The following is a 26,664-nucleotide window of genomic DNA, read 5'->3' as shown; positions in this document are numbered from 1 at the left end:
CAGTCATGTCCATCAGTATCGAGCCGATCATCTACGGCCTGATCTTCATTGGCGTTCTCGTCCTGGTCGAGGGCCTGTATCTGACGGTCTTCGGGCGGTCGATCAGCCTCAACAGCCGCGTCAACCGCCGGCTGGAAATGCTGGAGCAGGGCAACCGCCGCGAAGAGGTCATGGCGACGCTGCGCAAGGAAATGCGCCAGCACATGAACTCGCGGGGTATCCCGCTTTATGCGATGCTGGCGGATCGTGCGCAAAAGGGCGCGATCGCGTTTTCGCCACTGCAATTGATCATGATCATGATCGGCCTGTCCGTCATCGCCTTCCTGGGCCTTACCGTTGGCACCGAAACCAGCGCACCGGTGCGCGCGCTTGTCGCCGTGGGCATGGGTGTCGGCGGCGTCTACATGTGGGTGAACCACAAGGCCAAGAAACGCCTTGGCATGATCGAGGAACAACTGCCCGACGCCGTCGAACTGATGGTGCGGTCGCTGCGTGTTGGCCATCCGTTCTCGTCCGCGATCCAGATCGTCGCCAAGGAGGTTCCAGACCCCCTCGCGACCGAATTCGGCATCATCGCGGACGAAAGCGCCTATGGCCGCGACATCGGCGACGCGCTCAAGGATCTGGCGGAACGGCTCGATATGCAGGATTTGCGCTTTCTGGCCGTGGCCGTGACGATCCAGCAGCAATCGGGCGGTAACCTGGCCGAGATCCTTGCCGGTCTTGCCCGCGTGATCCGCGCCCGCTTCCGCCTGTTCCGGCGGGTCAAGGCAATCACCGCCGAAGCACAATGGTCGGGCAAGTTCCTGTCGGGCTTCCCCATCTTCGCGCTGATCGCGATCAACCTGCTCGATCCCAATTACTACGACGAGGTGATCGACCACCCGTGGTTCATCCCCGCCTGTTTCGTCGTGGGCGCCTTCCTTATCGCCAACCTTCTGGTGATGCGGATGCTGGTAAACATCAAGGTCTGACAAGGAAACGACCATGGAACAGATAAACGATCTCCTTACCGGCAGCCTTGGCGAATTCGGACCGCTGATCGTCGTCGGCTCTCTGGGGCTGCTGATGATCCTGGCAACCCTGCCGATCCTTCTCAAACAGCAAAAGGATCCGCTGGAAAAACTGCGCCAGGAAAACGAACGCGGGGTGGTGATGTCGCCCGGCCAGCGCCTGCGCACCGGCTCGTCCAAGGACAAGCTTGAGAAATACAAGGAGTTCCTGGAACCCAAGGACGAAAAGGAATACTCCGCCGTCCGCCAGAAACTGATGCAGGCGGGCTATCGCTCGCGCAACTCGGTTCGCTACTATCACTTCGCGCAATTCGCCCTGGGCATCGCCGGGATCGCAATCGGCGTGATCTATTACCTGCTGTTCCTGTCCGATGCGGACGACATGTCGACCCAGCAGACGCTGGTCTACATCCTCGGCCCCGGCGTGGTCGGCTACATGGCGCCGAAATACTGGGTCACCAAGCGGCAGCAGGAACGCCAGACCCAGATCCAGGAAGGCTTCCCCGACGCGCTCGACATGATGCTTGTCTGCATCGAGGCCGGCCAGTCGCTGGATCAGTCGATCATCCGGGTGGCGCATGAAATCCGCCCGTCCTTCCCTGCCCTCGCCGACGAGTTCGAGATGGTCAGCTTTGAAATCAAGGCGGGCAAGGACAAGTCCACCGTTCTGCGCGACATGGGCGAACGCTGTGGTGTGCAGGACGTGTCGAGTTTCGTGACCGTGCTGATCCAGTCGGCCACCTTCGGCACCTCGATCGCCGACGCGCTGCGGGTCTATGCCAGCGAAATGCGGGACAAGCGCGTGATGCGCGCCGAGGAAAAAGCAAACAAGTTGCCTACGAAGATGACACTTGTCACAATGACGCTGACAGTGCCGCCACTTCTCATCATCCTTGTCGGTCCATCGGCCCACGGGATCACGCAGATCGGTGCGGCCCGATAACACGGACCAAACAGGCAACCGCATGACACCGATCCGATTGGGGATCGCCCTTACAGCAACCCTTGCCCTGGCCGCCTGCTCCACAGGCGGCCTTGGCGCGCAACGCGGCCCCTATGCACCCGGTGCAAAACCGGGCGCAGAAGCGGTGGATGGGCTGATCGTCGGCCACCGCCTGATGCAGGCCGGCGAATACGAACTTGCGCTCGAGGCATACAGCCGCGCCGCGCTCGACCGGGGGACGCGCGATGTCGACGTGCTGTCGGGCATGGGCACCGCCAACCTGGGACTGGGGCGGCTGGGACAGGCGGAAACCCTGCTGCGCCGCGCCATCGCAACCGACGAAGCGATCCCCGAAACATGGAACAACCTTGGTGTCGTTCTGATGGAACAGGGCAAGACCGCCGAGGCCGAACAGGTTCTTCGCCGTGCCTACGCACTGGACAATGGCGAAAGTGACTCAATTCGTGATAATTTACGCTTGGCCATAGCAAAAAATGAAAAACAGGACTATGGTGATGAAAAAGAACAAGACTATAAATTGGTGCGACGCGGAAGCAGCGACTACGTGATCCGCAGCGTGCCGTAAGAGGCAAGAGCAGTATAAGGACGCACAACATGCGCCACCCTATCCTTATTTCCCTGTGCATAGCCGGGTCGTTCAGCCTGTCCGCCTGTGAGCAGCGCATCGACAAGGACAAGGTCGACCGCGCCTTCCAGGAGGTCGACGTGATCGACGAAAGCAACCTCAGCGACATCATGCTGACGGTCGCCGATCCCAACGAGGCGGTGTCCTATTTCGCCCGCGCGACAAAGGAAAAACCCGAACGGATCGACCTGCAACGCGGCCTTGCCAGTTCGCTGGTGCGTGCAAAACGCAACACCGAGGCGGTTTCGGCATGGCAAAAGGTCGTGAAGCACGCGGACTCGACCAATGACGATCAGGTGGACCTGGCCGACGCCTATATCCGGGCCGGCCAGTGGAAAGAAGCCGAGGAAACGCTCGACAAGGTTCCGCCCACCTACGAAACGTTCAAACGCTACCGGCTCGAGGCGATGATTGCCGACAGCAACAAGGAATGGAAGAAGGCCGACAGCTTCTATGACATCGCCGTGGGGCTGACGACCCGCCCCGCCGGTGTTCTTAACAACTGGGGCTATTCCAAACTGACGCGCGGCGAATACGCCGAGGCCGAGCGCCTCTTTGGTGAGGCCCTGGATCAGGACGGGACGCTGTTCACGGCCAAGAACAACCTTGTTCTGGCCCGAGGCGCACAGCGGAAATACACCCTGCCCGTCATTCCGATGGATCAGGTGGAACGTGCGCAATTGCTGCACACGCTTGGCCTGAGCGCGGTCAAGCAGGGCGATGTCGCAACCGGCAAGACCTTGCTTCGCGAAGCCGTGGAAACCCATCCCCAGCATTTCGAGGCAGCGGTCCGGTCGCTGCGCGCGCTCGAAGACGGCTGATACCGGATGGAGATTGGCACGCTGATCGCCGCGTTGACGCGCGGCATGGCCATTCCCGATCTCGCAGCCCTGGTGCTGCTCGTACTGGCGGCCCCGGTCTGTGCCTGGGTCGCCTATACCGATTTGCGCTTCATGCGTATCCGCAACGCGGCCGTCTACACGCTGTTCGGCCTGTTCGTCGTGGCCGGGCCCTTCCTGATGCCGCTGCCCGACTATGGCTGGCAACTTGCGCATATGCCGATCCTTCTGGCGCTCGGCATCGCCATGAACGCCGCCGGGCTTGTCGGTGCGGGCGATGCCAAGTTCGTGGCCGCGGCCGGCCCGTATCTTTGGGCCGCGGACATGCGCATGCTTATCCTGATCTTCATGGCCAACCTGATCGCGGCTTTCGTGACCCACAGGCTGGCCAAGCATTCCAGCCTGCGCCGCCTCGCCCCCGAATGGCAAAGCTGGTCGGCGGGCTGGAAGTTCCCGATGGGGCTGTCACTGGCCGGAACGCTGCTGATCTATCTAACGCTCGGGGCGGCGTGACAGGCCAACAAGGCGCACCGCTTTTTCCATCTTTTCGCCATCTTGGCCGGGCATGTTCGGTGTGAATTCACCACTGATGCCCCGCGCATCGCCAGGACCGAGCAGGAAAAACGCCCGATGAACATGCAAGCGCCCTCCACCTCCGGTGTACAGCCGCCCCCCGTCCCCAAGCGGATCGAGGAAATGCAGCTTTCCACGGTGATGATGCGCGACATCATGTTGAAAACCATGTTCCGCAAGAACCTGGACATGGTGGGCGACGTGGCGCGCGCCGTCTGCCTGCCCCGCGCGGTGACACAGGAACTGATCGACATCGCCCGCAGCCAGAACCTGCTCGAGGCGACGGGCACCCTGCATGCCAACGCGAACGGCAACGAAATGGGTTTTCAGCTGACCGATGCCGGCAAGGCGCGGACGCTCGATGCGCTCAGCCAGTCGGAATATTTCGGGCCGATGCCGGTGCCGCTCGAAGTGTATCGCGAGCAGGTCAAGCGACAGTCCATCCGCAACATTCAGATCACCCGCAAGCAGTTGACCGATGCGATGGGCCACCTGGTTCTGCCCGACAGCCTGCTCGACAATCTCGGCCCGGCCGTCAGCGCCGGCCGGTCGATCCTGATGTATGGCCCACCGGGCAACGGTAAATCCAGTATTTCCAACGGCATACGCGATGCGATGGGCGACAAGATCTATGTCCCCCGCGCGATCGAATACGCCGGTCAGGTCATCACGGTCTACGACCCGATCGTGCATTCGGCCGCCGAAACCGAAGAGGACGATCCCAACTCCCTGCGTGTGCGCCGCAGCTATGACACCCGTTATGTGAAATGCGAACGTCCCACCGTGATCACCGGTGGTGAACTCTCGCTCGACATGCTCGACCTTGTCTACAACCCCACGGCGCGCACCTACCAGGCGCCTCTGCAGCTGAAATCCACCGGCGGCATCTTCATCGTCGACGACCTTGGCCGTCAGGCCGAACCGCCGCAGGCGCTGGTCAACCGCTGGATCGTTCCGCTGGAAGAAAACAAGGATATCCTTGCCCTGCAATCGGGTGAAAAATTCGAAGTGCCCTTCGACACGCTGGTGATCTTTTCGACCAACTTCCACCCTAACGAAATCTTCGACCAGGCCGCGCTGCGCCGGATTTTCTACAAGATCAAGATTGACGGCCCGAACCAGGAAAACTTCCTCAAGATCTTTGCCATGGTGGCCAAGAAAAAGGGGATTCCCCTTTCCGAGCCCGCACTCGTGCACCTGCTGAAAAAGAAATACCCCACGATCAACAACATTTATGCAAACTATCAGCCGATCTTTCTGATCGACCAGATGATCTCGATTTGCAATTTTGAGGGTATTCCCTACCAGATGACGCCCGAGCTTATCGATCGTGCATGGGGCAACATGTTCGTCAAGGACGAGCACATCGTGAAATAGTCCGGTCTGCTCGCCGGAATTGTCCCCGCGTCTTGCATAATCGCAAGGCGCGGGGCATCTATTTTCACGCCGGGGTCAACGCGCTACATCTGCATGATGCGTGACCTGCCCGATCAGATCGAAACCTGGTTCTCCGCCCGTGGCTGGACGATCCACCCGCATCAGCGCGACATGCTGGAGCGGGCCCCAGACCCCGCGACGCTGCTCATCGCGCCGACGGGCGGCGGCAAGACGATGGCCGGGTTCCTGCCGACGCTGGCGGAACTTGCGGCCCATGGCCATGACGGGCTGCATACCATTTATGTCAGCCCTCTCAAGGCGTTGGCCGCCGACATCAAGCGCAACCTGACCCGTCCCGTAGAAGACATGGGCCTTGCGATCCGCATCGAGGACCGCACCGGCGATACGTCCTATAGCGCCAAACGGCGGCAGCGGGCCGATCCGCCGCATATCCTGCTGACAACGCCGGAATCCCTGGCCCTGCTGATCAGCTACGAAGATGCACCGCGCATCTTTGCCGGCCTCCAGCGTATCGTGATCGACGAGATTCACGCCCTGGCCGACAGCAAGCGCGGCGACCAGCTCATGCTGGCGCTGTCGCGTGTTCAGGCCCTTGCCCCCGGACTGCGCCGCGTCGGGCTGTCGGCCACGGTAGACGACCCCGACGCCATCGCGCGCCTGATGGCCCGCCACCCCGACAGATGCGAAATCGTGCAGGCCGATCCCGGCCCGGACCCCGACATATCCATGCTGAACACCGACCAGGCCCCTCCCTGGGCCGGCGGCGGCGCGGCCTATGCAATCCCCGCAGTGCTGGAACAGGTCAAACGGCACAAGACCACGCTGATCTTTCACAACACCCGCGCCCAGGCCGAGATATTCTTTCACAAGCTCTGGCTCCAGAACGACGAGGGCCTGCCCATCGGCATCCACCACGGGTCGCTGTCGCGCGCGCAGCGCGAAAAGGTCGAACAGGCGATGGTCGCGGGCGATCTGCGCGCGATCATCTGCACAGGCAGCCTCGATCTCGGCATCGACTGGGGCGATGTCGACCTTGTGATCCAGGTCGGCGCGCCCAAGAACGTCAAACGCCTGATCCAACGGATCGGTCGCGCCAATCACCGCTACAACGCGCCCTCAAAGGCGCTGCTGGTGCCTGCAAACCGGTTTGAAGTGGTGGAATGCGTGGCTGCGCTCGAGGCGGCAAAGGCGCACGATCTTGACGGCGAACCGCGCGGTCCCGGCCCGCTCGACGTGCTGTGCCAGCATATCCTGATCGCGGCCTGCGCCGGCCCGTTCGATGCCGATGCGCTTTTCGCCGAGGTCACGTCGGCGGGCGCCTATGCCACCCTGACCCGCGCCGATTTCGACACCTGCCTGGAATTCTGCGCAACCGGCGGCTATGCCCTGCGCGCCTATGACCGCTGGCAACGCCTGCAACAGCGCGCCGACGGGATGTGGCAGCTGCGCGACCCGCGCGCCGCGGCGTTGATCCGCCAGAACATCGGCACGATCCAGGATACCGACACGTTGAAGGTGCGGATGAAGGGCCGCGGCGGTGCGCCCCTGGGCGAGGTCGAGGAAGGCTTTGCCGCCTCGCTGACCCCCGGCGACACATTCCTGATCGGCGGGCAGGTCGTGCGCTATGAATCCCTGCGCGAAATGACGGTCGAGGTCAGCCGCAACCGTGGCCGCGAACCGAAAGTCGCGGTTTTCAACGGCACGAAATTCGCCACCTCCACCCAGCTCAGCCAGCGCATCCTGGCGATGTTCGCGCAACCCGACTGGCCGCAACTGCCCGCCCATACCGCCGACTGGCTGGCCCTGCAGCGCCAGGTCTCGCGCCTGCCGCAGGCGGGGCGGCTGCTGATCGAAACATTTCCCCATGAAGGGCGCGATTACCTGTGCGCCTATGGGTTCGCCGGCCGCAACGCCCAAGCCACCCTGGGCCTGATCCTGACCAAGCGGATGGAGGAAATGGCACTCGATCCGCTGGGTTTCGTCGCCACGGATTACGCAACGCTGATCTGGGGGCTGGAACGCGTCACCGACCCCACGCCGCTTTTCGACCGCGCCGCCTTGCGCGAAGGACTGGAAACCTGGCTTGCGGGCAACGCCGTGATGAAGCGCACATTCCGCGCCTCGGCCACCATCGCCGGGCTGATCCAGCGCAGCTTTCAGGGCCAGCGCAAATCGGGGCGGCAGGCCACGTTTTCATCCGACATCCTGTACGACACGCTGGCGAAATACGATCCCGATCACCTGATGCTGCGCATCACCCGCGACGAGGCCATGCGCGGCCTTGTCGATTTCGGCCGGATCGAGGACATGCTCGACCGGATCGACGGCAGGATCGATCACATCAGGCTCGACCGCCTTTCGCCTCTTTCCGCGCCCTTGTTTCTCGAACCGGGCCGTGTGCCCGTACAGGGTGCGGGCCAGGAACGCCTGCTGGCCGAGGAAACCGAACGCCTGCTGACCGAAGCCGGTCTGGCCTGACGCCCCGGCCTTGCCAGCCCGGCGGATTTCCCCGATGCTGCCGGCAGCAGAACAAGAGTAAAACAATGCAGGCCCCCGCCCCTTCCAGCGGTTATCCCTTCACCCTCGCGGGCCAGACGCTTCTGGCGCTGGGGTCAGGTGCGCTCTGGTGGCCGGACCGTCGGCTTTTATGCGTGTCGGACCTGCACCTGGGCAAATCAGAACGTTTCGCCCGCCGTGGCGGCGCACCGCTGCCGCCGTATGAAACACGCGACACGCTGATGCGGCTGCACCGCGATATCGAGGATTATCAGCCAGGCATCGTCGTCTGCCTTGGCGACAGCTTCGACGATACCGCTGCGGCGCAGGGCCTCGACGACGAAGACCGGCTGTGGATCACGCGGCTTCAGGCCGGGCGCCGCTGGGTCTGGATCGAAGGCAACCACGATCCCGGTCCTGTCGATCTGGGCGGCACGCATCTTGCGGAATTGCCGCAGCCGCCGCTTTGTTTCCGCCACATTGCCGATCCCGCCCAAAGCGGCGAGATCTCGGGCCACTATCATCCCAAGGCCGCGATCCGCACCCGCGTTCGCACGATCAGCCGGCCGTGTTTCCTGATCGACGGGGATCGCGTGATCCTGCCTGCATTCGGCACCTATACCGGCGGGCTGCGCAGCTCTGACGCGGTTCTGGACACGCTTATGCGGCCCGAGGCGCTTGCCGTGCTGACAGGCCCTACACCCCGGCCCATGCCCATGCCGCGTTAGGCCTGGTGCGGGATCAGTCCCGCAGCCTCCATCTCCGGGCGGTAGGTCCGGCTGACCGGAACCTCCATACCGTTCTCCAGGATCAGAACCGGCTTGCCATCCACGCGGCCATGGCCCGCTACCGCCGCCCGCGCCACCCAATGTGACCGGTGGGTGCAGTAACCTTCGATCATGTCCATTTCATTCACGGCATCGGTGAACCGCATCCGAATTTTATACTCACCCGTGCTCAGCGTGACTGTCACGAAATGACCGCTTGCCGTCAAATGCAGGACGGTGCCGGTTTCACCCTTCGGAAGCCGCTGGTAAAGCCGTGGCCGCGGTATCGCTTCGACCTGCTTGGGCGGGACCGGGCTGGGTGCGACCAGTTGAAGATTGCCATGCTCGTCGCGTGCGAAGAACACCAACTCCTCGAAACCCGGGATCACGCGCCGAACCACGAAAACGATCACGGTTGTCAGCGCCGTGTAGAAGGCCATCTCACCGAAACACCCCGCCTCCCGGCAGCCTTCGGAATCCAGGAAATCGGTCAGCGCCGCAACAAACGGTGTGCAAACCAGAACCATAAGAATGGTCGCTGTTGCCTCGAACAGGATCGGGCGGTCCTTGCGCACCTAGCCTGCCGTGACCTCCCGCACAAGATACGCGGCCGCTGTTGTACCGAAGGCGATGGCTGTCCAGTAAACCAGCCGATTAAAAAACGACATCGTATCAATCGTTCCGAATGGCCCGGACACCGCCGCGATCAATGCAATCGAGATGCAGACGACCTGTGTGATGGGATGCGTGTAGCGCCGCCAGATCCGCCGAAACCCGTTATCTTCCAACTCGCACCCCTGCATCGCAAAACTTTTGATTTTGACAACTACCGGGGTAGGAAATGAAATTGCTGCACGCAAGGGGAACACGCGGGTTTTCTCGTCAATTTTGACGAGCGAAAACAATAAAGTTGTTCTGCACGGGCTTTTGCCAGGCTTCAGGCGGTCAGGCCCTCGGGCTCGGGCAGTCCGGCATCGCGGCAACAGGCGGTGACGGTGTTGGCCAACAGGCAGGCGATGGTCATCGGGCCCACCCCGCCCGGCACCGGGGTGATGGCCCCGGCGACGGCTGCGCAACTGTCAAAGTCGCAGTCCCCCACCAGCCTTGTCTTGACGCTGCCATCCTCGTTCGTGCCCTTTTCCGGCGCGTCGATCCGGTTGATGCCCACGTCGATCACCGTGGCACCCGGTTTGATCCAGTCGCCCTGCACCATTTCGGGCCGGCCCACAGCGGCCACAACGATATCCGCGCGCCGCACCACGCCCGGCAGATCACGGGTCCGCGAATGGGCGATCGTCACCGTACAACTGTCGCCCAGCAAAAGCTGCGCCATCGGCTTGCCCACGATGTTCGACCGGCCGATCACGACGGCCTCCAACCCCGACAGATCGCCGTGATGCTCGCGCAGCATCATCAGGCAGCCCAACGGAGTGCAGGGCACCATGCTTTTCTGCCCCGTCCCCAGCAACCCGACATTCGAGATGTGAAATCCGTCCACATCCTTGGCCGGGGCGATGGAATTGATCACAAGATCCTCGTCCAGGTGCTTGGGCAACGGCAATTGCACCAGGATACCATGCACTTCCGGGTCGGCATTCAGACGCTCGATAAGGTCCAGCAGCACCGCTTCGGACGTATCGGCCGGCAGCTTGTGTTCGTAGGAGTTCATGCCCACTTCGATGGTCTGCTTGCCCTTGGACCGGACATAAACCTGGCTGGCCGGGTCTTCGCCCACCAGCACAACCGCCAGACCGGGCGTAATGTCGTGGTCGGATTTCAGCCGCGCCACATGTGCCGCCACCTTTTCGCGCACCGTGGCCGCGAAGGCCTTGCCGTCAATGATCGTCGCTGACATCGAACATCCCTTCATTCCCGGTTCGGCACCGTGATCGCCGATCGACCGCCAGGGGACAAGCCCCGCATCTTCATCTTGCCCGAAATACTCCCGCCGGAGGCAGGAGCCGCCCAAGGGCGGCGACCGGGCCGGGCGGGGCTCGATGCCCCGCCCGGCCCGGCCTTTTTCCTAGAACAGGCCCTCGATCTGGCCCGCGTCGTTGAGGTGGATCGCCTCTGCGGCGGGCTGGCGCGGCAGGCCCGGCATCGTCATGATTTCACCACAGATCACCACCACGAACCCGGCACCGGCCGACAGGCGCACCTCGCGCACCGGCACCGAATGGCCGGTGGGCGCGCCACGGCGGTTCGGATCGGTGGTAAAGGAATACTGGGTCTTCGCCATACAGACCGGCAGGTTGCCGTATCCCGCGTCTTCCCATTCCTTGAGCTGGTTGCGGATCTTCTGATCGGCCAGAACCTCGTCGGCGCGATAGATGCGCTTTGCGATGGTTTCGACCTTTTCCAGCAGGCTCAGATCGTCGCCGTAAAGCGGGGCGAAATTGCCCTCGCCCTTGTCGGCGATCTCGGCCACGCGGGTGGCCAGCGCCTCGGTGCCTTCCGAGCCCTTGGCCCAGTGCTGGCACAGGATCGCCTCCGAGCCCTGCTCGGCCACGTAATCCTTGACCGCCTGGATCTCGGCCTCGGTGTCGGTCACGAAATGGTTGATCGCCACGACCACCGGCACGCCGAACTGTTTGACGTTCTCGATATGGCGGCCAAGGTTCGGGCAGCCCTTCTTCACGGCATCGACGTTTTCCGCGCCCAGATCCGCCTTGGCGACGCCGCCATTCATCTTCATCGCCCGCACGGTGGCCACCACGACCACCACGGACGGCGCGATGCCGGCCTTGCGGCACTTGATGTTCATGAACTTCTCGGCGCCCAGGTCCGCGCCGAACCCGGCTTCTGTCACGACGTAGTCGGCCAACTTCAGCGCCGTGCGCGTCGCAATGACCGAGTTGCAGCCATGCGCGATGTTCGCGAACGGGCCGCCATGCACGAAGGCGGGGTTGTTTTCCAGCGTCTGCACCAGGTTGGGCTGCATTGCATCCTTCAGCAGCACGGTCATCGCGCCGTCCGCCTTGATGTCGCGGCAGGTGATCGGCTGCTTGTCGCGGGTATAGGCCACGATGATATCGCCCAGACGGCGCTGCAGGTCTTCGAGATCGGTCGCAAGGCACAGGATCGCCATGACCTCGGAGGCCACGGTGATATCGAACCCGGTCTGGCGCGGGAATCCGTTGGCCACGCCGCCCAGGCTGGTCACGATATCACGCAGTGCGCGGTCGTTCATGTCCAGCACCCGGCGCCAGACAACCCGGCGCTCGTCGATGGCCAGTTCGTTGCCCCAGTAGATATGGTTGTCGATCATCGCCGACAGCAGGTTGTGCGCGCTGGTGATCGCGTGGAAATCGCCGGTGAAATGCAGGTTCATGTCCTCCATCGGCACCACCTGCGCATAACCGCCGCCCGCGGCCCCGCCCTTCATGCCAAAGCACGGGCCGAGGCTGGCCTCGCGGATGCAGATCGCCGCGCGCTTGCCGATCCGGTTCAGACCGTCGCCAAGGCCCACGGTTGTCGTGGTCTTGCCCTCGCCCGCGGGCGTCGGGTTGATCGCCGTCACCAGGATCAGCTTGCCATCGGTATTGCCCTGGACCGAGTTGATGAAATCCTGGCTGACCTTGGCCTTGTCATGGCCATAGGGCAGCAGGTGATCGGTCGGGATATCCAGCTTGGCGCCGATCTCCTGGATCGGTTTCTTGCTGGCTTCGCGGGCGATTTCGATATCGGATTTGTAGCTCATGGATGCTTTCCCTGCGTGTGGCGCGCGGCGCCCTGTGTTCCATGGCCTGTGATATAGATTGAGCCGAGGTCGCAAAGCGGCAATTCCGACCTTTCCGGCACTTCTTGCGGCGGGATGTCGCGCGTCTGTTTCTTTTCGGAAATCCGGGACGCCGATCAACGCCCGCGCGCGGAATCGATATGAGGCCACGCCGGCTGGTCGGGGATGTGCAGCCGCAAAGCGTCGCCCAATGCAAGACGTCCCTCGCGCTGGACCCAAGCCGTGACGCCGCGCAGACCCTCGGCGGCCCGCTTGAACAGCTTGCCCTTGCCCGGCTCCACCGTTTCGATGCTGCGCGCCGGCAGATGGCAGGGCCGGTTCTGCATGTCGACGACCAGCGTTGCCCCGTCCGGCCCCTGCAGGCGCGAGGACGGCGGCACAAGGCTCAGGTCCGGCAGGCCGCGAATGACGATGGTCGCGCCCAGCCGCGCCGGGTCCAGCCGCGCAAGCCCCATCCCGGCCGCGATCTCGGCCATCTCTTCCTCGGACAGGATCGAAACTTGCCTTTCATTCGCGATCGGTGTGCCCTTGGTGTGCTGCGCGACCACCCGGCTGCACGAAGGGCGGATACGCCCGCCATGCACCGACCCCGCCACCCCGTCGAAGGTCAGATCCAGCGCATCGCGCGCGTTCGCCGCCAAGGCGGTTCGGTCGTCGCTTTCGACAACGCCCAACCACGTGACAATGGCGGTGAAATCCGTGGGGATCAGTGCGGGCATCGGCGCCTCCCTTTTGGTGATGGGCGCACTCTGCCCCGGCCAGGCGGGGCGATCAAATCACCTTTCGTGGCCCATACCATCACGCGCGCGGATCAGACCTGAAGGGTAAAGAACAACCGCCGGAACGGAAACAGCACCGTGCCATCGGCGCCGCGGGGATACGCCTTGTCCATGACCGCCTCGTAAGCCGCGATCAAACGCGCCTGCTGGGTGTCGTCCAGCGCCGACAGGATCGGGCGCGCGAATGTCGCCTCGGTGAACCGGCGCACGGGGTGGCCATCCTCATCTGCCGGCAGCGCCTGGTAATATTCGGTCTCCCAAAGCTCCAGACGGCCAAGCGGCGACAGGATGCGGTGATAATCTGCCGGCAGCAGAATGCCCGGCCCGCCCGAAGCGTCATAGGCGCCGGGAAACATCTCGTTCACCAGGCTCAGCCAGACCCGGTGGCTTGGGGCGTTGTTCTGATGCGGCACCTGCACCGCAAGCACACCGTCCGGCGCCAGCATTCCCGCCAGCCGCGGCAACAGCGCCTCGTGGCCATGGACCCAATGCAGCGCCGCGTTGGAAAAGATCAGGGCTGCCCTATCTTCGGGACGCCATTCGGCGATGTCGGCACATTCCAGCCGCGCATACCGACCCAAAGCACCGGCCTCGGCCAGCATCGCATCCGAACTGTCCACCCCGATCAACTGCCGCCCCGCAAAGCGCGCCGCCAGCGCGGGCGCCGCGGCACCGCTGCCACAGCCAAGATCAACGACATCCCCGTCAGGCAGGCCGCCGATCCGCGCAAGCAGGTCCAGCGCAGGCTGCAAACGCTGACCCCGGAACCTGTGATAGGTTCCGGGGTTCCAGTCGTTTGTCGTCTTTGCGGCCATCAGGTCGGCTCGGGCTCCATACCGCCCGTCGGCTTGGCCTTGGGCTTGGTCTTGGGAATGGCGGTCACCGAAGGCGCATTGCCCTTGTCTTCGGGCTCGTCCTCGTCGGCGCCCGATTGCGGCGGCTCACCGCGCATCACACGCTGGATTTCCTCGCCGGTCAGCGTTTCGTATTCCAGCAAGCCCTCTGCCAGCCGTTCCCATTCTTCCTTTTTCTCGGTCAGAATTTCGAACGCCTTGTCATAGGCCTCCTGGATGAAGCGCTTGACCTCTTCCTCGATCAGTTCCTTGGTGTGCGCCGAGACCGAGAAACCGGGCGTCTGGCCGGAATAGCCCTCATGCGCCTCGGCATAGTCGATATTACCGACCTTGTCCGACATGCCCCAGCGCAGCACCATCGCGCGGGCCAGTTGGCTGGCCTGCTGGATATCGCCGGCCGGGCCGTTCGACACCTCTTCGGGGCCGTATTTCAGGATTTCGGCCGCCTTGCCCGCCATCGTCATCGCCAGCTTCTGCTCGCATTCCGACTTGTGCCAGTTCAGTCGGTCCATTTCCGGCAGCGACACCACCATGCCCAACGCGCCACCGCGCGGAATGATCGTCGCCTTGTAGACCGGGTCGCATTTCGGCAGGGCCAACCCGACAACGGCATGGCCGGCCTCGTGATAGGCGGTCTTTTCCTTCTGGTCGGGCGTCAGCACCATCGAGCGGCGCTCGGCCCCCATCATGACCTTGTCCTTGGCCTGTTCGAAATCTTCCATCGTCACGAAACGGCGGCCGACACGGGCGGCCATCAGCGCCGCCTCGTTCACGAGGTTGGCAAGGTCCGCACCCGAGAAACCGGGGGTGCCGCGCGCGATGATCCGCAGGTCCACATCGGGGCCAAGCGGCGTCTTGCGCGCATGAACGCCCAGGATCTTTTCGCGGCCCTTGATATCGGGGTTGGGCACCGTGACCTGCCGGTCGAACCGGCCCGGACGCAGCAGCGCGGGGTCCAGCACGTCCTTGCGGTTGGTCGCGGCGATGATGATCACGCCTTCGTTGGCCTCGAACCCGTCCATTTCCACCAGAAGCTGGTTCAATGTCTGTTCGCGCTCGTCGTTGCCGCCGCCATAGCCCGCACCACGGTGCCGGCCCACGGCGTCGATCTCGTCGATGAACACGATGCAGGGCGCGTTCTTTTTCGCCTGTTCGAACATGTCGCGCACACGGCTGGCGCCGACACCCACGAACATTTCCACGAAATCCGAACCCGAGATGGTAAAGAACGGAACCCCGGCCTCGCCCGCGATGGCCCGCGCCAGAAGCGTCTTACCGGTACCCGGAGGGCCCACCAGCAGCGCACCCTTGGGGATTTTCCCGCCCAGGCGGCTGAATTTTTGCGGATTACGCAGGAATTCCACGATCTCCTGCAATTCGTCCTTGGCTTCGTCGATGCCCGCCACGTCGTCGAAGGTGACGCGCCCGTGCTTTTCTGTCAGCAGCTTGGCCCGGCTCTTGCCGAAACCCATGGCCCCGCCACGGCCGCCACCCTGCATGCGGTTCATGAAATAGATCCAGATCGCCACCAGCAGCACGAAGGGCAGAAGCGACAGGATGAAGGACTGAAAGCCGCTTTGCTCCTGGCTTTCGGCGCTGACGGGAATGCCCTGGTCGATCAGAAGCTGGGTGATCTCGGCATCCTCGGGCTTGATCGTGGTGTAATCGGTGCCGTCCTCTCCACGGAAGCGCACACGCTCACCGTCCAGAGTGACGCGGCTGACCTCTTCGTTTTCGACCTTCTGCACGAATTCCGAATAGCTGACCGAGGTGCTCTGCATCGTGCCACCCGTTCCGCTGAACAGGTTGAACAGTGCAAGGATCAGCAGGAACAGGACCACCCAGAAGGCGATGTTTCTCGCGTTGCCCAAGGAAAATCTCCCACAAGTTCTTTGGCCCGCGCGACTGCGCAAGGCCCACATTCCTAAGATAGAGATCGGCGCGGTTACTTCAATGCGTAATCAGCGCATCATCAGTGCGGAAAGGAATTCTTCTTCGTCGCGGGCGAGAACCTGCCGCCACCCGTTCGCCAGCCCCGCAAGAGGTGCGGCGACCACGCGATCGCCCCGCCAGACGGCCGGACACGCCAGCAGCGATGCGCGCGGCATGCCGGTTTCGCGCCAGTCCGGGCATTGCGACAGACCGGCCTCGCCCAGCGCGGCGATCTCGAGCCCGCCATCCCCCGCCGGCCCGGCAAAACGCCAGCGCCCGTCCCATATCGCGCCCGCCTCACTGCGCAACCCGGCCACCGCGTTGAATTCGCGCGTCAGGCGGATCTCGTCGCGCCCGGGCAGCAGGCGGCAACCGTGCAACGTGGCGCCCTCGCCGTTCAGCGCCTTGTTCACCAGGTCCACCAGCGGCCGCCGGCGGGGCGGATAGGGCGCTCCGCTGATCCAGCACAAGGCATGGGCCAGCATGCGGCGCTTGATCTCTTCGGGCAGCGCCCGGAACCCCGCCGAGGCGATGACGACATCCCCGGACTCAAGCCGCGCGATTTCACGCGCGGCCAGATAAACGTACCAATTCAATGCCTTGCGGGCCTCTGCCATGTTGGCAGCCACGACCGCAAGCTGCGCACGCCCGATCCCCAAGGGCGCCAGAACATCCAGCGCCTGCCGCGCCTTGACCCGGTCGAACCGCGCGTCTTCGTTCGACGGGTCGTCGATCCAGTCCTGGCCCTGCGCGGCCAGCCAGTCGCGCAGTTCCCCGCGCCCGATGTCCAGCAAAGGCCGCAGAAAGGTGACACCCTGGAAAAGCCGCCGCTCAGGGATGGCCGACAGTCCGTCGACGCCCGCACCACGCGCCAGCCGCATCAGCAGGGTTTCGGCCTGGTCGTCGGCGGTATGGCCCAACGCGACGTGGCTGATCCCCACGTCATGCGCCCAATCGCCGATCAGCGCATAGCGCGCCTGGCGCGCCTGATCCTGCAGGTTGCCTTGCCCGGTCCATCCACCCCAGGCCACGATGTCATGCGCGATCCCGTGCGCGCGGGCGACGGCCGCAACCTCGCCGGCCTCACGCGCGGCTTCGGCCCGCAGCCCGTGGTCGATTGTCACCGCCCGAAAGGCAATATCCCGCGAGGCGGCCCATTTTGCCGCACAAAGCATCAGAGCAAGGGAATCGCTGCCGCCGGACACCGCAACGCCAAGACCCGAAACAGGGTCGGGGCCGATCAGATCCGCGATCCGTGCGCCAACCCTATCGGCGACACCGCTCACTGACAGCCGATCCGCGCCCGTGCCTGCTCTGCCGATTGAACCGCGTCGGATTGCGGGAACCGTGTACCGACCTCGGCCAGCGTCACGCAGGCCTCCTGCGTCTGGCCCAGTTCACCCAGTTTTTCGCCCAGCAGGAACAACGCACGCGGCGCGAACGTCCCATCCTGATCGCTGCTGAACGCCTCGAGATAGGCCCGCGCCGCCTGGGTGTTTTCGCCCAGGCTGTTCAAGGCCTCGCCCCGGCGCAGATGCGCTTCGGCGGTCATCGGCCCACCGGGATAGGTTTCGGCAAAGCGCGCGAACAGGTCGGCGGCGTTGCGGTATTCGCCTGCATCCAGCGCAGCGCGCGCCGCATCGAAATCCGCCTGCTCGCCAACGGCAAGCTGCGGGCCTTCGGCGCCGGGTGTCGGGGTGGGCGCCACGGGCGCCGGCGTTGCCGGCACCTCGACCCCGCCCAACGTGGGGGTATCGCCCAGCTTGGAAATGTCGCAATCGCTTTCCAGCTCGCACAGGCGGAATTCCAGGTCGCCAATGCGGTTGGTGCCGTCCGTCACGACCTGGTTGATACGAAACTCCAGCTCTTCGGTTTTCGACGTCAACCGCTGCAGCGCGGCCTCGATCGCGTCGATCCGCTCCAGGCTTGACCCACCCTGGACCACACCGCCGGGTGCCCCCGAGGTGGACAGCTCGCGCTTGAGCCTTTGTATCTCGACATAGAGAACGGTCATCTCCTGCCGGATATCGGCCAGCGTTTCGGCCTGCTGCGCATGGACGGATACCGGCCATGCCAGAACGGCCATCAGCCCCGCGAACACAAGCTTGCGCATGTCCACCCCCTTGGTCCTGTTTACCGGATCAGCTTGTCAGCCCGGCGGCCAGCACTGTCACCGCGCGGCGGTTCTTGGCATAGCACGCCTCGTCCGAACACAGCTCGATCGGACGTTCCTTGCCATAGCTGACCACGCGCAGGCGGCTGCCCGCGACACCGCGCGACACCAGGTATTCTTGCACCGCGTTGGCGCGGCGCGCGCCCAGGGCAAGGTTGTATTCGCGCGTGCCCTGCTCGTCGGCATGGCCTTCGATCACTGCGGTGTAGTCGGCGTTCTGCATCAGCCATGCGGCCTGCCCGTCCAGCACAGCCTGCGCCTCGGGGGTCAGGGTCGACTGATCGACGGCAAACAGCACGCGGTCACCGACCGACTGCTGGAAATAAAGCGGCGAGGCCGGATCGTTCGCCGATCCGGGTACGATCGCGCCGGAACCGGAATTGGCGCCGAGGTTCACCTCGTTGCCGCCGCCGAAGCGGCCCGGATTGGTGCATGCCGCCAGCGCCAGCACCGATGTCAGCATCACTGCCCGTGTAAGATAGGTCATTTCATTGTCCCGTTTGTTTTATGGGTCATCATTGGTCTTGCCTGCGCTTTTGTTAGCACAGGTGAACTCACAAGGGAATCGGTTGCGGCTTCACGCCTGCGGCATCGGCCTAATTCTGCAACGGCGACCAGGACGGATCGCTTGCCCCGCCCTCGGTGCGCACCCGTTTCAGGTTCCGCCCCGTGATATCCACCGAATAGAGCGAGGATTCCCCGCCTGCGCCCTGGGTTTCGCGGGTGAACATGATCACCCGGCCGTTGGGCGCCCATGTCGGCCCCTCGTCCAGGAACGACGCGGTCAGCAGACGTTCTTCCGAGCCGTCGGTGCGCATCACCCCGATATGGAACCGGCCTTTGGATTGCTTGGTGAACGCGATCAGATCGCCGCGCGGAGACCAGACCGGCGTGCCATAGCGGCCAGGACCAAAACTGATGCGGCGCGGTTCGCCGCCATTCGCGGACATGATGTAAAGCTGCTGGGTGCCGGACCGGTCGGATTCGAACACGACTTGCGTGCCGTCGGGGCTGAAACTGGGCGCTGTTTCGATCGAGGGCGCGCTGGTCAGCCGCTGCGGCGCTCCGCCCGAAAGCGACATGCGATAAATATCGGTATTGCCGCCCTGCGTCAGCGAATAGACGACGGTCTGGCCATCGGGCGAAAACCGCGGGCTGAAGCTCATCGTGCCGGGCTGGTTCTCCAGCACCTGCCGACCGACGCTGGCGACATCCAGCAAGTAGATCTTGGGAAACCCGGTTTCATAGCCGGTATAAAGAATGCGGTCGCCAGACGGCGAAAAACGCGGCGCCAGCACGATGGAGCTGCTGTCGGTCAGGTACTGCACATTCGCCCCGTCATAATCCATCACGGCCAACCGTTTCTTGCGGTCGCCCTTTGGGCCGGTTTCAGCGACGAACACCACGCGGCTGTCGAAATAGGGCGCTTCGCCCGTGATCCGGCTATAGACGGCATCGGCGACCTTGTGCGCCATCCGCCGCCAGCCCGCCTGAGTGCCGTCGAACTGCAAGCCCGATCCCAACTCCTGCCCGGCGAACACGTCGTACAGGCGGAACTTGACGGTCAGGCGCCCGTCACTGCCGGCGCTGACGGCCCCGGTGATCAGCGCCTGCGCGTTGATTGCGCGCCAGTCGGCCAACTGCACCGGGCTGGAAAAGCTGGTGATCTGGCTGATGAAAGCGTCCTTCGGAATTTCCCGGAACAGCCCCGTCCCCGTAAGGTCCGCCGCGACGACACGCGCGATGTCCGCGGCCAGCTGCGTCGCTGCGGTGTTTTCAGCCACGAAATCCGGCGAGGCAAAGGGAAGCGGCTCGATCACCCCTTCGTCGATGGTGATCCGAAGAGGCCCGTTCTGGGCCTGCACGGTCGCCGGCATGGCCATGATCCACAAGGCCGCGAGGAGGGTCAGGTAACGCAAAATCATGTGATCCTCATTTTCTCCGGTTTGGCTGTCAGTTCAATCTTGTCTTTCGGCATCGCGTCACAGTCGGCGCATCCCGGCCGAACGCACGGTGCCGGGCGTCGGCTTTTCGCGAACCAAGGGACACGGGCCATCACTTGATCCTCATGTTGCTTGGGTCGAACGTCATTTCGATCTCGCGCCACTGGCCGAACTTGTCGCGCGGGAGGTCGTAACCGCTGGCGCCGCAGCGGATGATCGCCCGCCGCGCGGTTTCGAACGCCTGCCGGGCCGAGGCTTCAGAGCCGCCGGAATGGCTGATCAGCCGGATCGAGCCGGTGATCGGTGTCGCGTCCTCGTTCATCTCGACCCCGACGACAACCGTCGTTTGCAACGCGTCCGAGGACAGCGACCCGACGTTCCAGCACCGCTGCACGCCCACGCGCAGCGCATCGCGTTCGCCCGATGTCATCGGCGGTCCCGAAGGCGCGGTCGACGTGCCCGTGGCCTGCGCGTTCCCCAAAGCCTCGGCAAGCGCATTTTCCACCGCGCTCGAGGTCTCGGCCCGGTCGGGCGCAGGCGCGGCGGCGGTCTGGGTCTGCGGTTGCGGAGCGGGCCGGTTGGGCCGCGCCTGCGGACGGACCGACCGCAGCGGCGCCGCGCTGGGTTTCTCTTCGGCTTCGGTCACGATCTCGGTCGTCGCCTCTTCGGGGGCGGTCGCCTCTTGTTCTGGGCTGGGCGTGTCGGGGTTGTCCTGCGGCACGGCCTCTTCGCGCACCACGTCGTCGACACGCGCATCGGGCGGCGGCGGGGCGACCGGTTCGGGCGCGACGCGCGGCGCCTCGCGCGGGACGGGGCGATCGGACAGGTCTGGCGCCAGCACCGCCTGTTCCTGCGGCGGCGGCGCGATCTCGGTCACCTCGTCCTGCACGTCGGCAGGTTCGGCCGGGGCCGGCTCGGGCTGGCTGGGCGCGGGATCGGGCGGCGGGGCTTCGGTCACGTCGGGCGCGGGCGGCGTCGGGCGCGGCTCGGGGCGCGCCGGTGCGGGCGCGGGCGGCTCGTCGGTTTCGGGCGGTGTGGGCAAGGCCACCTGCGTGGCGGTTTCGGGCGGCTCCTGCCCGCGCATCAATGCATCGAACTCGGCCCCGGAAATCATCGCCACCTCGGTCACCTCGAACGGTTCCGGCGACGGCGCAAAGGCGCCGCCGAACAGAATCCAGCCGATCAGGCCGATATGGCCCGCCCCCGATATGACGTGTCCCACATGCATTGCGGGCCTCAGTTCTCCTGCCCGTCAAGCGCGGGGCCGCCGGTATCCGTCACCAGCCCGATATTGGAAAATCCGGCCCTGTTCAGCGCGCCCATCACCTGCACGACACCGGCATAGGGCACGGCGCCGTCGGCGCGCACGAACACGCGGTCGCTGGCTCGTTCCGCCGCGATCGCGCGCAGCCGGTTGACCAGTTCGTCGCGCGGCACCTCGGTGGTCTGGATCATCACCACACCCTCCGCAGTGATGGTGATCGCCAGGGGTTCTTCCTGTTCGCCGGGCAACGCGTTCGCCGCGGTCTTGGGCAATTCCACCGGCACGCCCACCGTCATCAGCGGCGCCGCCACCATGAAGATGATCAGCAGCACCAGCATCACGTCGACAAAGGGCGTGACGTTGATTTCCGACATCGGACGCGCGCGACCGCCGCGCCGACGCCGGCGATGCCCGCCGCCCCCGTCCTTCTGGATCACACCTGCGCCCATGGTTCAGGAATCCAGCTGACGGCTGAGTATGGTCGAGAACTCGTCTGCAAACGCCTCGTACCCCGCGACGATGCGATCGCTGTCCGCACTCAGCTTGTTGTAGAAGATCACCGCCGGGATGGCGGCCAGCAGGCCAAGCCCGGTGGCCAGCAGCGCCTCGGCGATACCGGGCGCGACAACGGCAAGATTGGTGTTCTGCTGCTCGGCGATGCCGATAAAGGCATGCATGATCCCCCAGACTGTACCGAACAGGCCGACAAACGGCGTGACCGACCCGACCGTGGCCAGAACCGACAGACCGCCCTGCAAATCCTCGGCTTCCTTGGCAATCGCCACGTCCATCGAACGGTCGATGCGGGCCTGTGCCCCGGCGATCAGCCCGCCATCCTGCCGGTGACTTCGCCGCCATTCGATCATGCCGGCGGCAAAGACACGCTCGGACCGGCCGGCGGGATCGGCGCCGATCTGGTCGAACAGCTCGTCCAGCGGCTCGCCCGACCAGAAGGCGCGGTCGAACACCGCCGCCTCTGCCCGCGCCTTGCGGTATGCGATGAGTTTCTGAACGATGATCGACCATGACCAGAACGAGGCCACGATCAGCAGGATCATCACGAGTTTCACGGTAAGGGTGGCGCGCGCGAAAAGCGACCACATGGAGAAATCCATCTCCTGCGCCAGTGCAAGGGTTTCTGCTTCCATTCTGCCTGCTCGTTGTCTGTGGCCCCGTTTTTCAGGGCCTTTTGCCCGCAAACTACCCCATAGGTAAGGGGAAAGCCAACAGGAACTGCATCACGGCTGCGCTACCATATCGACTACGCGGAAACCCGCCGGGCCGGATCGCAGCGCGCGGTCCGGGCAAATTCACTCCGGCAGGCGCCTTCGGCGGTGTGAAAGCGGGATCAGCCCTCGTCCCAGACGGGCATGCGCACCGGACGGCCATCCAGCGTCATGCAGATCACGGTGACCAGCGCGCGGAACAGCACCTTGTCGCCCCGCCGCACCTCCTGGCCCATGATCATGCGCGCAGGCTTGCGTTCGGCGACCCATGTCAGAACGTCCAGACGGTCATCCAGCCGCGCGGGCGCAAGGTAATCCGCCTCGACGCGGCGCACGGCGAAAACGATCCCGTCCTCGTCCTTCATGCGGTTCTGGTCCAGCCCCACCTCGCGCACCCATTCGCTGCGGCCGCGTTCGATATACCGCAGGTAATTGGCGTAATAGACGATGCCGGCCATGTCCGTGTCTTCGTAATAGACGCGGATCGGCAGGGTATAGACCTTGGGGCTTTCTTCGCTCATGGCCCGCACGCTAGGCCGATGCGGGATAGTCTGCAAGCACCTCGTAGACCGGGCCGTCGGGGTGCAGCGTCGAACGGTAGAGAGCGAAGGCATCGACGCCGAAAGGCGCCAGCGCCGCATCGCCATGGGCGGCAAGGAAAGCGCCCAGCTTGTCCGTATCCTCGACCCGCATGTCGCGCCGGAAACGCGCCAGCGTCACATGCGGCCGGAACCTTTCGCGGCGCAGGTCGATCCCGGCAGATCGCGCAGCCGCCGTGACGCGCGATTGCAGCCGCAGAAGGGCCTCGCCGCCATCGCCCCGGATGAACACCACCGCCGGACGCCGCCCCCCAAACATGTCGAGCCCGGCAAGCCGCAGATCGAAAGGCGCAAAGGCGACATCCGACAGCGCGGCATGCAGCGCCTCGAGTTCGGGCAGTTCCACGTCACCCAGGAAGGCCAGCGTCAGGTGCAGATTGTCCTCGGCCACGGGCCGGCCGGTCCGCAGGCCCGCCGTCAGGTCGGCGAGCGCCACACAGACATCGTCCGGCAGGGGCAGGCCGATGAAACACCGCATCAGGCGTCCGGCGGCGCGGCCTGCATCCGCGCCTGCAGCCGCAGCGCATGCGAGGGATCGTCTGCGGCAACGGGCAACACCGGATCGTAAGCCGCGCGAACAAGCGCGGCGATATCGGGGCGCAGGATCGTGCTATCCTGCAGCACGGCCAACGGCGACCGATCGGTGAACGCCGTGTCCGACCAAAGAAGGAAGGTCTGCACCACCTGGCTGAGCGCCAGAACATCGGCGGGCAGTTTCGACAATTCCGCATCCATGCGCACGAAAACAAAAGCCGCCTTTATCCCGCCCGCCTCGTCAAAACGGAACACGCGGTACTGGTTGGCATCGACGGATTTCAGCCGCGCCACCAGCGGGCCGAGATCGGGGATCAGCCGATCCAGGTTGGGCACCTCGGGCAATTCGTCCCAATCACGGAAAAAGAACACCATCAGGTTGGCGCCAAGCTCGGGGTCGGTTTCGGCCAGCTTGTGCCCCGACAGGGCCGCCACCGCCTCGAGCGCGCCCTTGATCACCTCAAGCGTACTGTCCTCGACGCCAAACACGACCGGCGCGATGGGCCGGCCCCAGCGCGCGAACACGAACCGCCCGTCCGCGCGGGTGAACAGCTGCGTGACCTCTTGGGGTGTCATCAGGGCGTCTTGCATCGGGCTCTCCTGTCGGCTGGCGCGGGGATAACGCGCAGGCCGGGTCGTGTGCAAGCGTCGACACCGCGCGGTTTCGTGGGCAAACCGCGCGGTTAACGGTCACGACGGGCGGTCACTTTCCGAAAAGATCGGATTGTCCGGGCGGCTTCGGCGCAGCCAGCCCCAGATGCGTCCAGCCCTTTTGCGCCAGCATCCGTCCCCGCTGGGTCCGCTGGATCAGGCCCTGCTGCAGCAGGAAAGGTTCGATCACCTCTTCAAGGCTGTCGCGGCTTTCGGACAAGGCAGCCGACAGGGTTTCGATACCCACCGGGCCACCGGCATAATTCTCGGCGATCAGGCGCAGATACCGCCGGTCGGCGCCATCCAGGCCCAGGTTGTCGACACCCAGCCGGGTCAGCGCGTGATCGGCGATTTCCTTTGTCACACGGCCCTCGCCCTCGACCACCGCGAAATCGACCACACGCCGCAGCAGCCGCCCCGCGATCCGCGGTGTCCCGCGTGAGCGGCGGGCGATCTCCATCGCGCCTTCGGGCGTGGCCGGCGCGCCCATCAGGCGGGCATTGCGCGTCACGATTTCGTGCAGCTCTTCCTTGGTGTAGAAATTCAGCCGCGTCGGGATGCCGAACCGGTCGCGCAGCGGCGTGGTCAAAAGACCCATCCGCGTGGTGGCCCCGACCAGCGTGAAGGGCTGCAATTCGATCCGCACTGTGCGTGCCGCCGGGCCCTCACCGATCACGAGATCGAGTTCGAAATCCTCGAGCGCGGGATACAGCACCTCTTCGACTGCCGGATTGAGGCGGTGAATTTCGTCGATGAACAGCACATCACGCGCTTCCAGGTTGGTCAGGATCGCCGCCAGATCGCCGGCCTTGGCCAGCACCGGACCAGAGGTCATGCGGAAATTCACCCCCAGTTCCTTGGCCATAATCTGCGCCAGCGTGGTCTTGCCCAGCCCCGGGGGCCCGTGAAACAGCGTATGATCCATCGCCTCGCCGCGCTGACGGGCGGACTGGATGAACACCTTGAGGTTCGCCCGCGCCTCGGCCTGACCGATGAATTCGTCCAGCGCCTGCGGACGCAGGGCGCGATCGCCGTCTTCCGGCAACGGATCGGGGCGCAGGGTGGGGTCGGGATTGGTCATGGCGCGCCCTACCCTTTCGGAGCCAGCAGTTTCAGCGCCGCCCGGATCAGGGTGGCGGTATCGGCATCGGGCGCGTCATCCGCGGCCTGCGCCACGGCGCCCGCGGCCTCGCCCGGCGCATAGCCGAGATTGGCCAGCGCCGACAGCGCCTCGGACTGCGCGGCGGCATTGCCGCGCGGCATGGGCGCGGGGCGCGGTTTGGCGGTGGCGGTGGGCGCGTCCTCGATCACGTCGGCGGCGTCATCGCCGATGGCCGCCCCCATCGTGCCGCCAAGCGCCATGATGCCGGGGGCCTTGTCCTTCAGTTCGTTCACCACGCGCTGCGCCGTTTTCGGCCCGATGCCCTTGGCCGCCTTGACGGCGTTCCAGTCACCCAGGGCGATGGCGCGGCTGACGCCCTCGGGGCCAAGCGTTCCCAGGATCGCAAGCGATGCCTTGGCGCCAACGCCCTGCACGCTCATCAGCAGGCGGTGCCATTCCTTTTCCACCAGGGTGGGAAAGCCGAAAAGCTGCAAAAGATCCTCACGCACCAGCAGGTCGGTATACAGCGCCACCGCCTCGCCCGCGGGCGGCAGCGCCGCCAGCGTCCGGTCAGAGCAATAGACCAGGTAGCCGACACCGCGCACGTCGATCAGGACGTGATCTTCGGCCCGGTAGTCGATCCGCCCCGCGATCTTGCCGATCATGCGCTGGCCCTCCGCACCGCCTGCTCCAGCCTGGTCGAGGCCGCCCCCTGGTAGGCATGGCAGATCGCCACCGCCAGCGCATCCGCCGCATCCGGCCCCGCGATATCGGCGCCGGGCAGTTGCATCCGCACCATGTGATCGACCTGCCCTTTCTGGGCATGGCCCACGCCGACGACCGTCTTCTTGACAGCGTTGGGCGCGTATTCGCCCACGGCAATCCCGAACTGCGCCGGCACCAGCAGCGCAATCGCGCGCGCCTGGCCCAGCTTCAGCGTGCCCGCCCCATCCTTGTTGACGAAGGTGTGTTCGACAGCCGCCGTTTCCGGCGCGTAACGATGCAGGATATCCGTCAGTTGTTCGTGCAGCGACAGCAGGCGCCGCGCCAAATCCGCGCCTTCCGAGTGCAATATTCCGTTGGCCACATGGCTGAGTCGGCTGCCCTGCGCCTCGATCACGCCCCATCCGAGGTTCCGAAGCCCCGGATCGATCCCTAAAATCCGCATCACTGCCCTGCCGATTGTTGCTTTT

General features: G+C 64.6%; 28 protein-coding genes. 8 read left to right on the top strand and 20 right to left on the bottom strand.

The genetic code is table 11. The features are described from left to right. Window positions 1-5: 5 nt before the first annotated feature. From BLT50_RS09920 to pdeM, 8 genes are all read left to right on the top strand, one after another. Window positions 6-974 carry a type II secretion system F family protein gene (locus tag BLT50_RS09920; protein WP_090028515.1) on the top strand — a complete coding sequence of 323 codons (969 nt, stop codon included), beginning with the start codon at window positions 6-8 and terminating at the stop codon, window positions 972-974. A gap of 13 nt (window positions 975-987) precedes the next feature. Continuing rightward, window positions 988-1,956, top strand: coding sequence for a type II secretion system F family protein (locus BLT50_RS09915; protein WP_090028514.1), 969 nt, complete (start codon window positions 988-990; stop codon window positions 1,954-1,956). A gap of 22 nt (window positions 1,957-1,978) precedes the next feature. Further along, complete coding sequence (locus tag BLT50_RS09910; protein WP_090028622.1) at window positions 1,979-2,542, top strand: tetratricopeptide repeat protein; 564 nt, start codon at window positions 1,979-1,981, stop codon at window positions 2,540-2,542. A gap of 29 nt (window positions 2,543-2,571) precedes the next feature. Further along, the gene (locus BLT50_RS09905) at window positions 2,572-3,423 is read left to right on the top strand and encodes a tetratricopeptide repeat protein (RefSeq protein WP_090028513.1); all 852 of its coding nucleotides are present in this window, start codon (window positions 2,572-2,574) and stop codon (window positions 3,421-3,423) included. Between the two features lie 6 nt (window positions 3,424-3,429). Continuing rightward, a complete protein-coding gene (locus BLT50_RS09900) occupies window positions 3,430-3,954 on the top strand; it encodes a prepilin peptidase (RefSeq protein WP_342706699.1) in 525 nt (174 codons plus the stop codon). Between the two features lie 117 nt (window positions 3,955-4,071). Beyond that, complete coding sequence (locus BLT50_RS09895) at window positions 4,072-5,391, top strand: ATPase (protein ID WP_090028620.1); 1,320 nt, start codon at window positions 4,072-4,074, stop codon at window positions 5,389-5,391. A 96-nt stretch (window positions 5,392-5,487) separates the two neighbouring features. Continuing rightward, on the top strand, window positions 5,488-7,890 hold the full coding sequence (locus tag BLT50_RS09890; RefSeq protein WP_090028619.1) for a ligase-associated DNA damage response DEXH box helicase: 2,403 nt from the start codon (window positions 5,488-5,490) through the stop codon (window positions 7,888-7,890). Window positions 7,891-7,955: 65 nt separating this feature from the next. Then, window positions 7,956-8,636, top strand: a complete 681-nt coding sequence (gene pdeM / locus BLT50_RS09885; protein WP_090028512.1) for a ligase-associated DNA damage response endonuclease PdeM — start codon at window positions 7,956-7,958, stop codon at window positions 8,634-8,636. Here the strand turns inward: pdeM and BLT50_RS09880 are convergent. From BLT50_RS09880 to ruvC, 20 genes are all read right to left on the bottom strand, one after another. Next, window positions 8,633-9,250 (bottom strand): LytTR family DNA-binding domain-containing protein, encoded by a 618-nt coding sequence (locus tag BLT50_RS09880; RefSeq protein ID WP_090028510.1) that lies wholly within the window; start codon window positions 9,248-9,250, stop codon window positions 8,633-8,635. The two genes, pdeM and BLT50_RS09880, sit on opposite strands and share 4 nt — an antisense overlap. After that, the gene (locus tag BLT50_RS09875) at window positions 9,251-9,580 is read right to left on the bottom strand and encodes a hypothetical protein (RefSeq protein WP_139170510.1); all 330 of its coding nucleotides are present in this window, start codon (window positions 9,578-9,580) and stop codon (window positions 9,251-9,253) included. 32 nt (window positions 9,581-9,612) lie between these two features. After that, a complete protein-coding gene (folD, locus tag BLT50_RS09870) occupies window positions 9,613-10,530 on the bottom strand; it encodes a bifunctional methylenetetrahydrofolate dehydrogenase/methenyltetrahydrofolate cyclohydrolase FolD (RefSeq protein WP_090028618.1) in 918 nt (305 codons plus the stop codon). Window positions 10,531-10,698: 168 nt separating this feature from the next. After that, entirely contained in the window at window positions 10,699-12,375 is a 1,677-nt protein-coding gene (locus tag BLT50_RS09865; protein ID WP_090028508.1) for a formate--tetrahydrofolate ligase, read from the bottom strand. Between the two features lie 155 nt (window positions 12,376-12,530). Then, window positions 12,531-13,133 carry an MOSC domain-containing protein gene (locus BLT50_RS09860; RefSeq protein WP_090028507.1) on the bottom strand — a complete coding sequence of 201 codons (603 nt, stop codon included), beginning with the start codon at window positions 13,131-13,133 and terminating at the stop codon, window positions 12,531-12,533. Between the two features lie 92 nt (window positions 13,134-13,225). Continuing rightward, on the bottom strand, window positions 13,226-14,008 hold the full coding sequence (locus BLT50_RS09855; protein WP_090028506.1) for a methyltransferase domain-containing protein: 783 nt from the start codon (window positions 14,006-14,008) through the stop codon (window positions 13,226-13,228). Next, a complete protein-coding gene (ftsH, locus tag BLT50_RS09850; RefSeq protein WP_090028505.1) occupies window positions 14,008-15,918 on the bottom strand; it encodes an ATP-dependent zinc metalloprotease FtsH in 1,911 nt (636 codons plus the stop codon). Before ftsH ends, BLT50_RS09855 begins: the two co-directional genes overlap by 1 nt. A 90-nt stretch (window positions 15,919-16,008) precedes the next feature. Beyond that, complete coding sequence (gene tilS, locus BLT50_RS09845) at window positions 16,009-17,265, bottom strand: tRNA lysidine(34) synthetase TilS (RefSeq protein ID WP_245723346.1); 1,257 nt, start codon at window positions 17,263-17,265, stop codon at window positions 16,009-16,011. Beyond that, window positions 17,262-18,092: a tol-pal system protein YbgF gene (gene ybgF / locus BLT50_RS09840; protein ID WP_090028504.1), complete on the bottom strand. Its 831-nt coding sequence runs from the start codon at window positions 18,090-18,092 to the stop codon at window positions 17,262-17,264. Before ybgF ends, tilS begins: the two co-directional genes overlap by 4 nt. A 28-nt stretch (window positions 18,093-18,120) precedes the next feature. After that, window positions 18,121-18,639, bottom strand: coding sequence for a peptidoglycan-associated lipoprotein Pal (gene pal, locus BLT50_RS09835; RefSeq protein ID WP_090028503.1), 519 nt, complete (start codon window positions 18,637-18,639; stop codon window positions 18,121-18,123). Window positions 18,640-18,748: 109 nt separating this feature from the next. Then, window positions 18,749-20,077, bottom strand: coding sequence for a Tol-Pal system beta propeller repeat protein TolB (tolB, locus tag BLT50_RS09830; protein ID WP_090028502.1), 1,329 nt, complete (start codon window positions 20,075-20,077; stop codon window positions 18,749-18,751). A 130-nt stretch (window positions 20,078-20,207) separates the two neighbouring features. Further along, on the bottom strand, window positions 20,208-21,323 hold the full coding sequence (locus BLT50_RS09825; RefSeq protein WP_090028501.1) for an energy transducer TonB: 1,116 nt from the start codon (window positions 21,321-21,323) through the stop codon (window positions 20,208-20,210). Between the two features lie 8 nt (window positions 21,324-21,331). Further along, window positions 21,332-21,808: a protein TolR gene (gene tolR, locus BLT50_RS09820; protein ID WP_090028500.1), complete on the bottom strand. Its 477-nt coding sequence runs from the start codon at window positions 21,806-21,808 to the stop codon at window positions 21,332-21,334. A 3-nt stretch (window positions 21,809-21,811) separates the two neighbouring features. Continuing rightward, entirely contained in the window at window positions 21,812-22,507 is a 696-nt protein-coding gene (tolQ, locus tag BLT50_RS09815; RefSeq protein ID WP_090028499.1) for a protein TolQ, read from the bottom strand. Between the two features lie 200 nt (window positions 22,508-22,707). Further along, on the bottom strand, window positions 22,708-23,106 hold the full coding sequence (gene ybgC / locus BLT50_RS09810) for a tol-pal system-associated acyl-CoA thioesterase (protein ID WP_090028498.1): 399 nt from the start codon (window positions 23,104-23,106) through the stop codon (window positions 22,708-22,710). 10 nt (window positions 23,107-23,116) lie between these two features. After that, window positions 23,117-23,662: an RNA 2',3'-cyclic phosphodiesterase gene (thpR, locus tag BLT50_RS09805; RefSeq protein ID WP_090028497.1), complete on the bottom strand. Its 546-nt coding sequence runs from the start codon at window positions 23,660-23,662 to the stop codon at window positions 23,117-23,119. Further along, the gene (locus BLT50_RS09800) at window positions 23,662-24,294 is read right to left on the bottom strand and encodes a hypothetical protein (RefSeq protein ID WP_175491452.1); all 633 of its coding nucleotides are present in this window, start codon (window positions 24,292-24,294) and stop codon (window positions 23,662-23,664) included. The genes thpR and BLT50_RS09800 overlap by 1 nt, the downstream gene beginning before the upstream one ends. Window positions 24,295-24,421: 127 nt before the next feature. Beyond that, window positions 24,422-25,450 carry a Holliday junction branch migration DNA helicase RuvB gene (gene ruvB / locus BLT50_RS09795; RefSeq protein WP_090028496.1) on the bottom strand — a complete coding sequence of 343 codons (1,029 nt, stop codon included), beginning with the start codon at window positions 25,448-25,450 and terminating at the stop codon, window positions 24,422-24,424. Between the two features lie 8 nt (window positions 25,451-25,458). Next, entirely contained in the window at window positions 25,459-26,136 is a 678-nt protein-coding gene (gene ruvA, locus BLT50_RS09790) for a Holliday junction branch migration protein RuvA (protein ID WP_090028495.1), read from the bottom strand. Next, window positions 26,133-26,639: a crossover junction endodeoxyribonuclease RuvC gene (gene ruvC / locus BLT50_RS09785; RefSeq protein ID WP_175491447.1), complete on the bottom strand. Its 507-nt coding sequence runs from the start codon at window positions 26,637-26,639 to the stop codon at window positions 26,133-26,135. The genes ruvA and ruvC overlap by 4 nt, the downstream gene beginning before the upstream one ends. Window positions 26,640-26,664: the final 25 nt, after the last annotated feature.

The organism is Lutimaribacter saemankumensis (assembly GCF_900100005.1).
GTDB classification, from domain to species: Bacteria; Pseudomonadota; Alphaproteobacteria; order Rhodobacterales; family Rhodobacteraceae; genus Lutimaribacter; species Lutimaribacter saemankumensis.
Note: the sequence above shows the minus strand (reverse complement) of the source record. Positions and strands in the feature narration are given on the sequence as shown.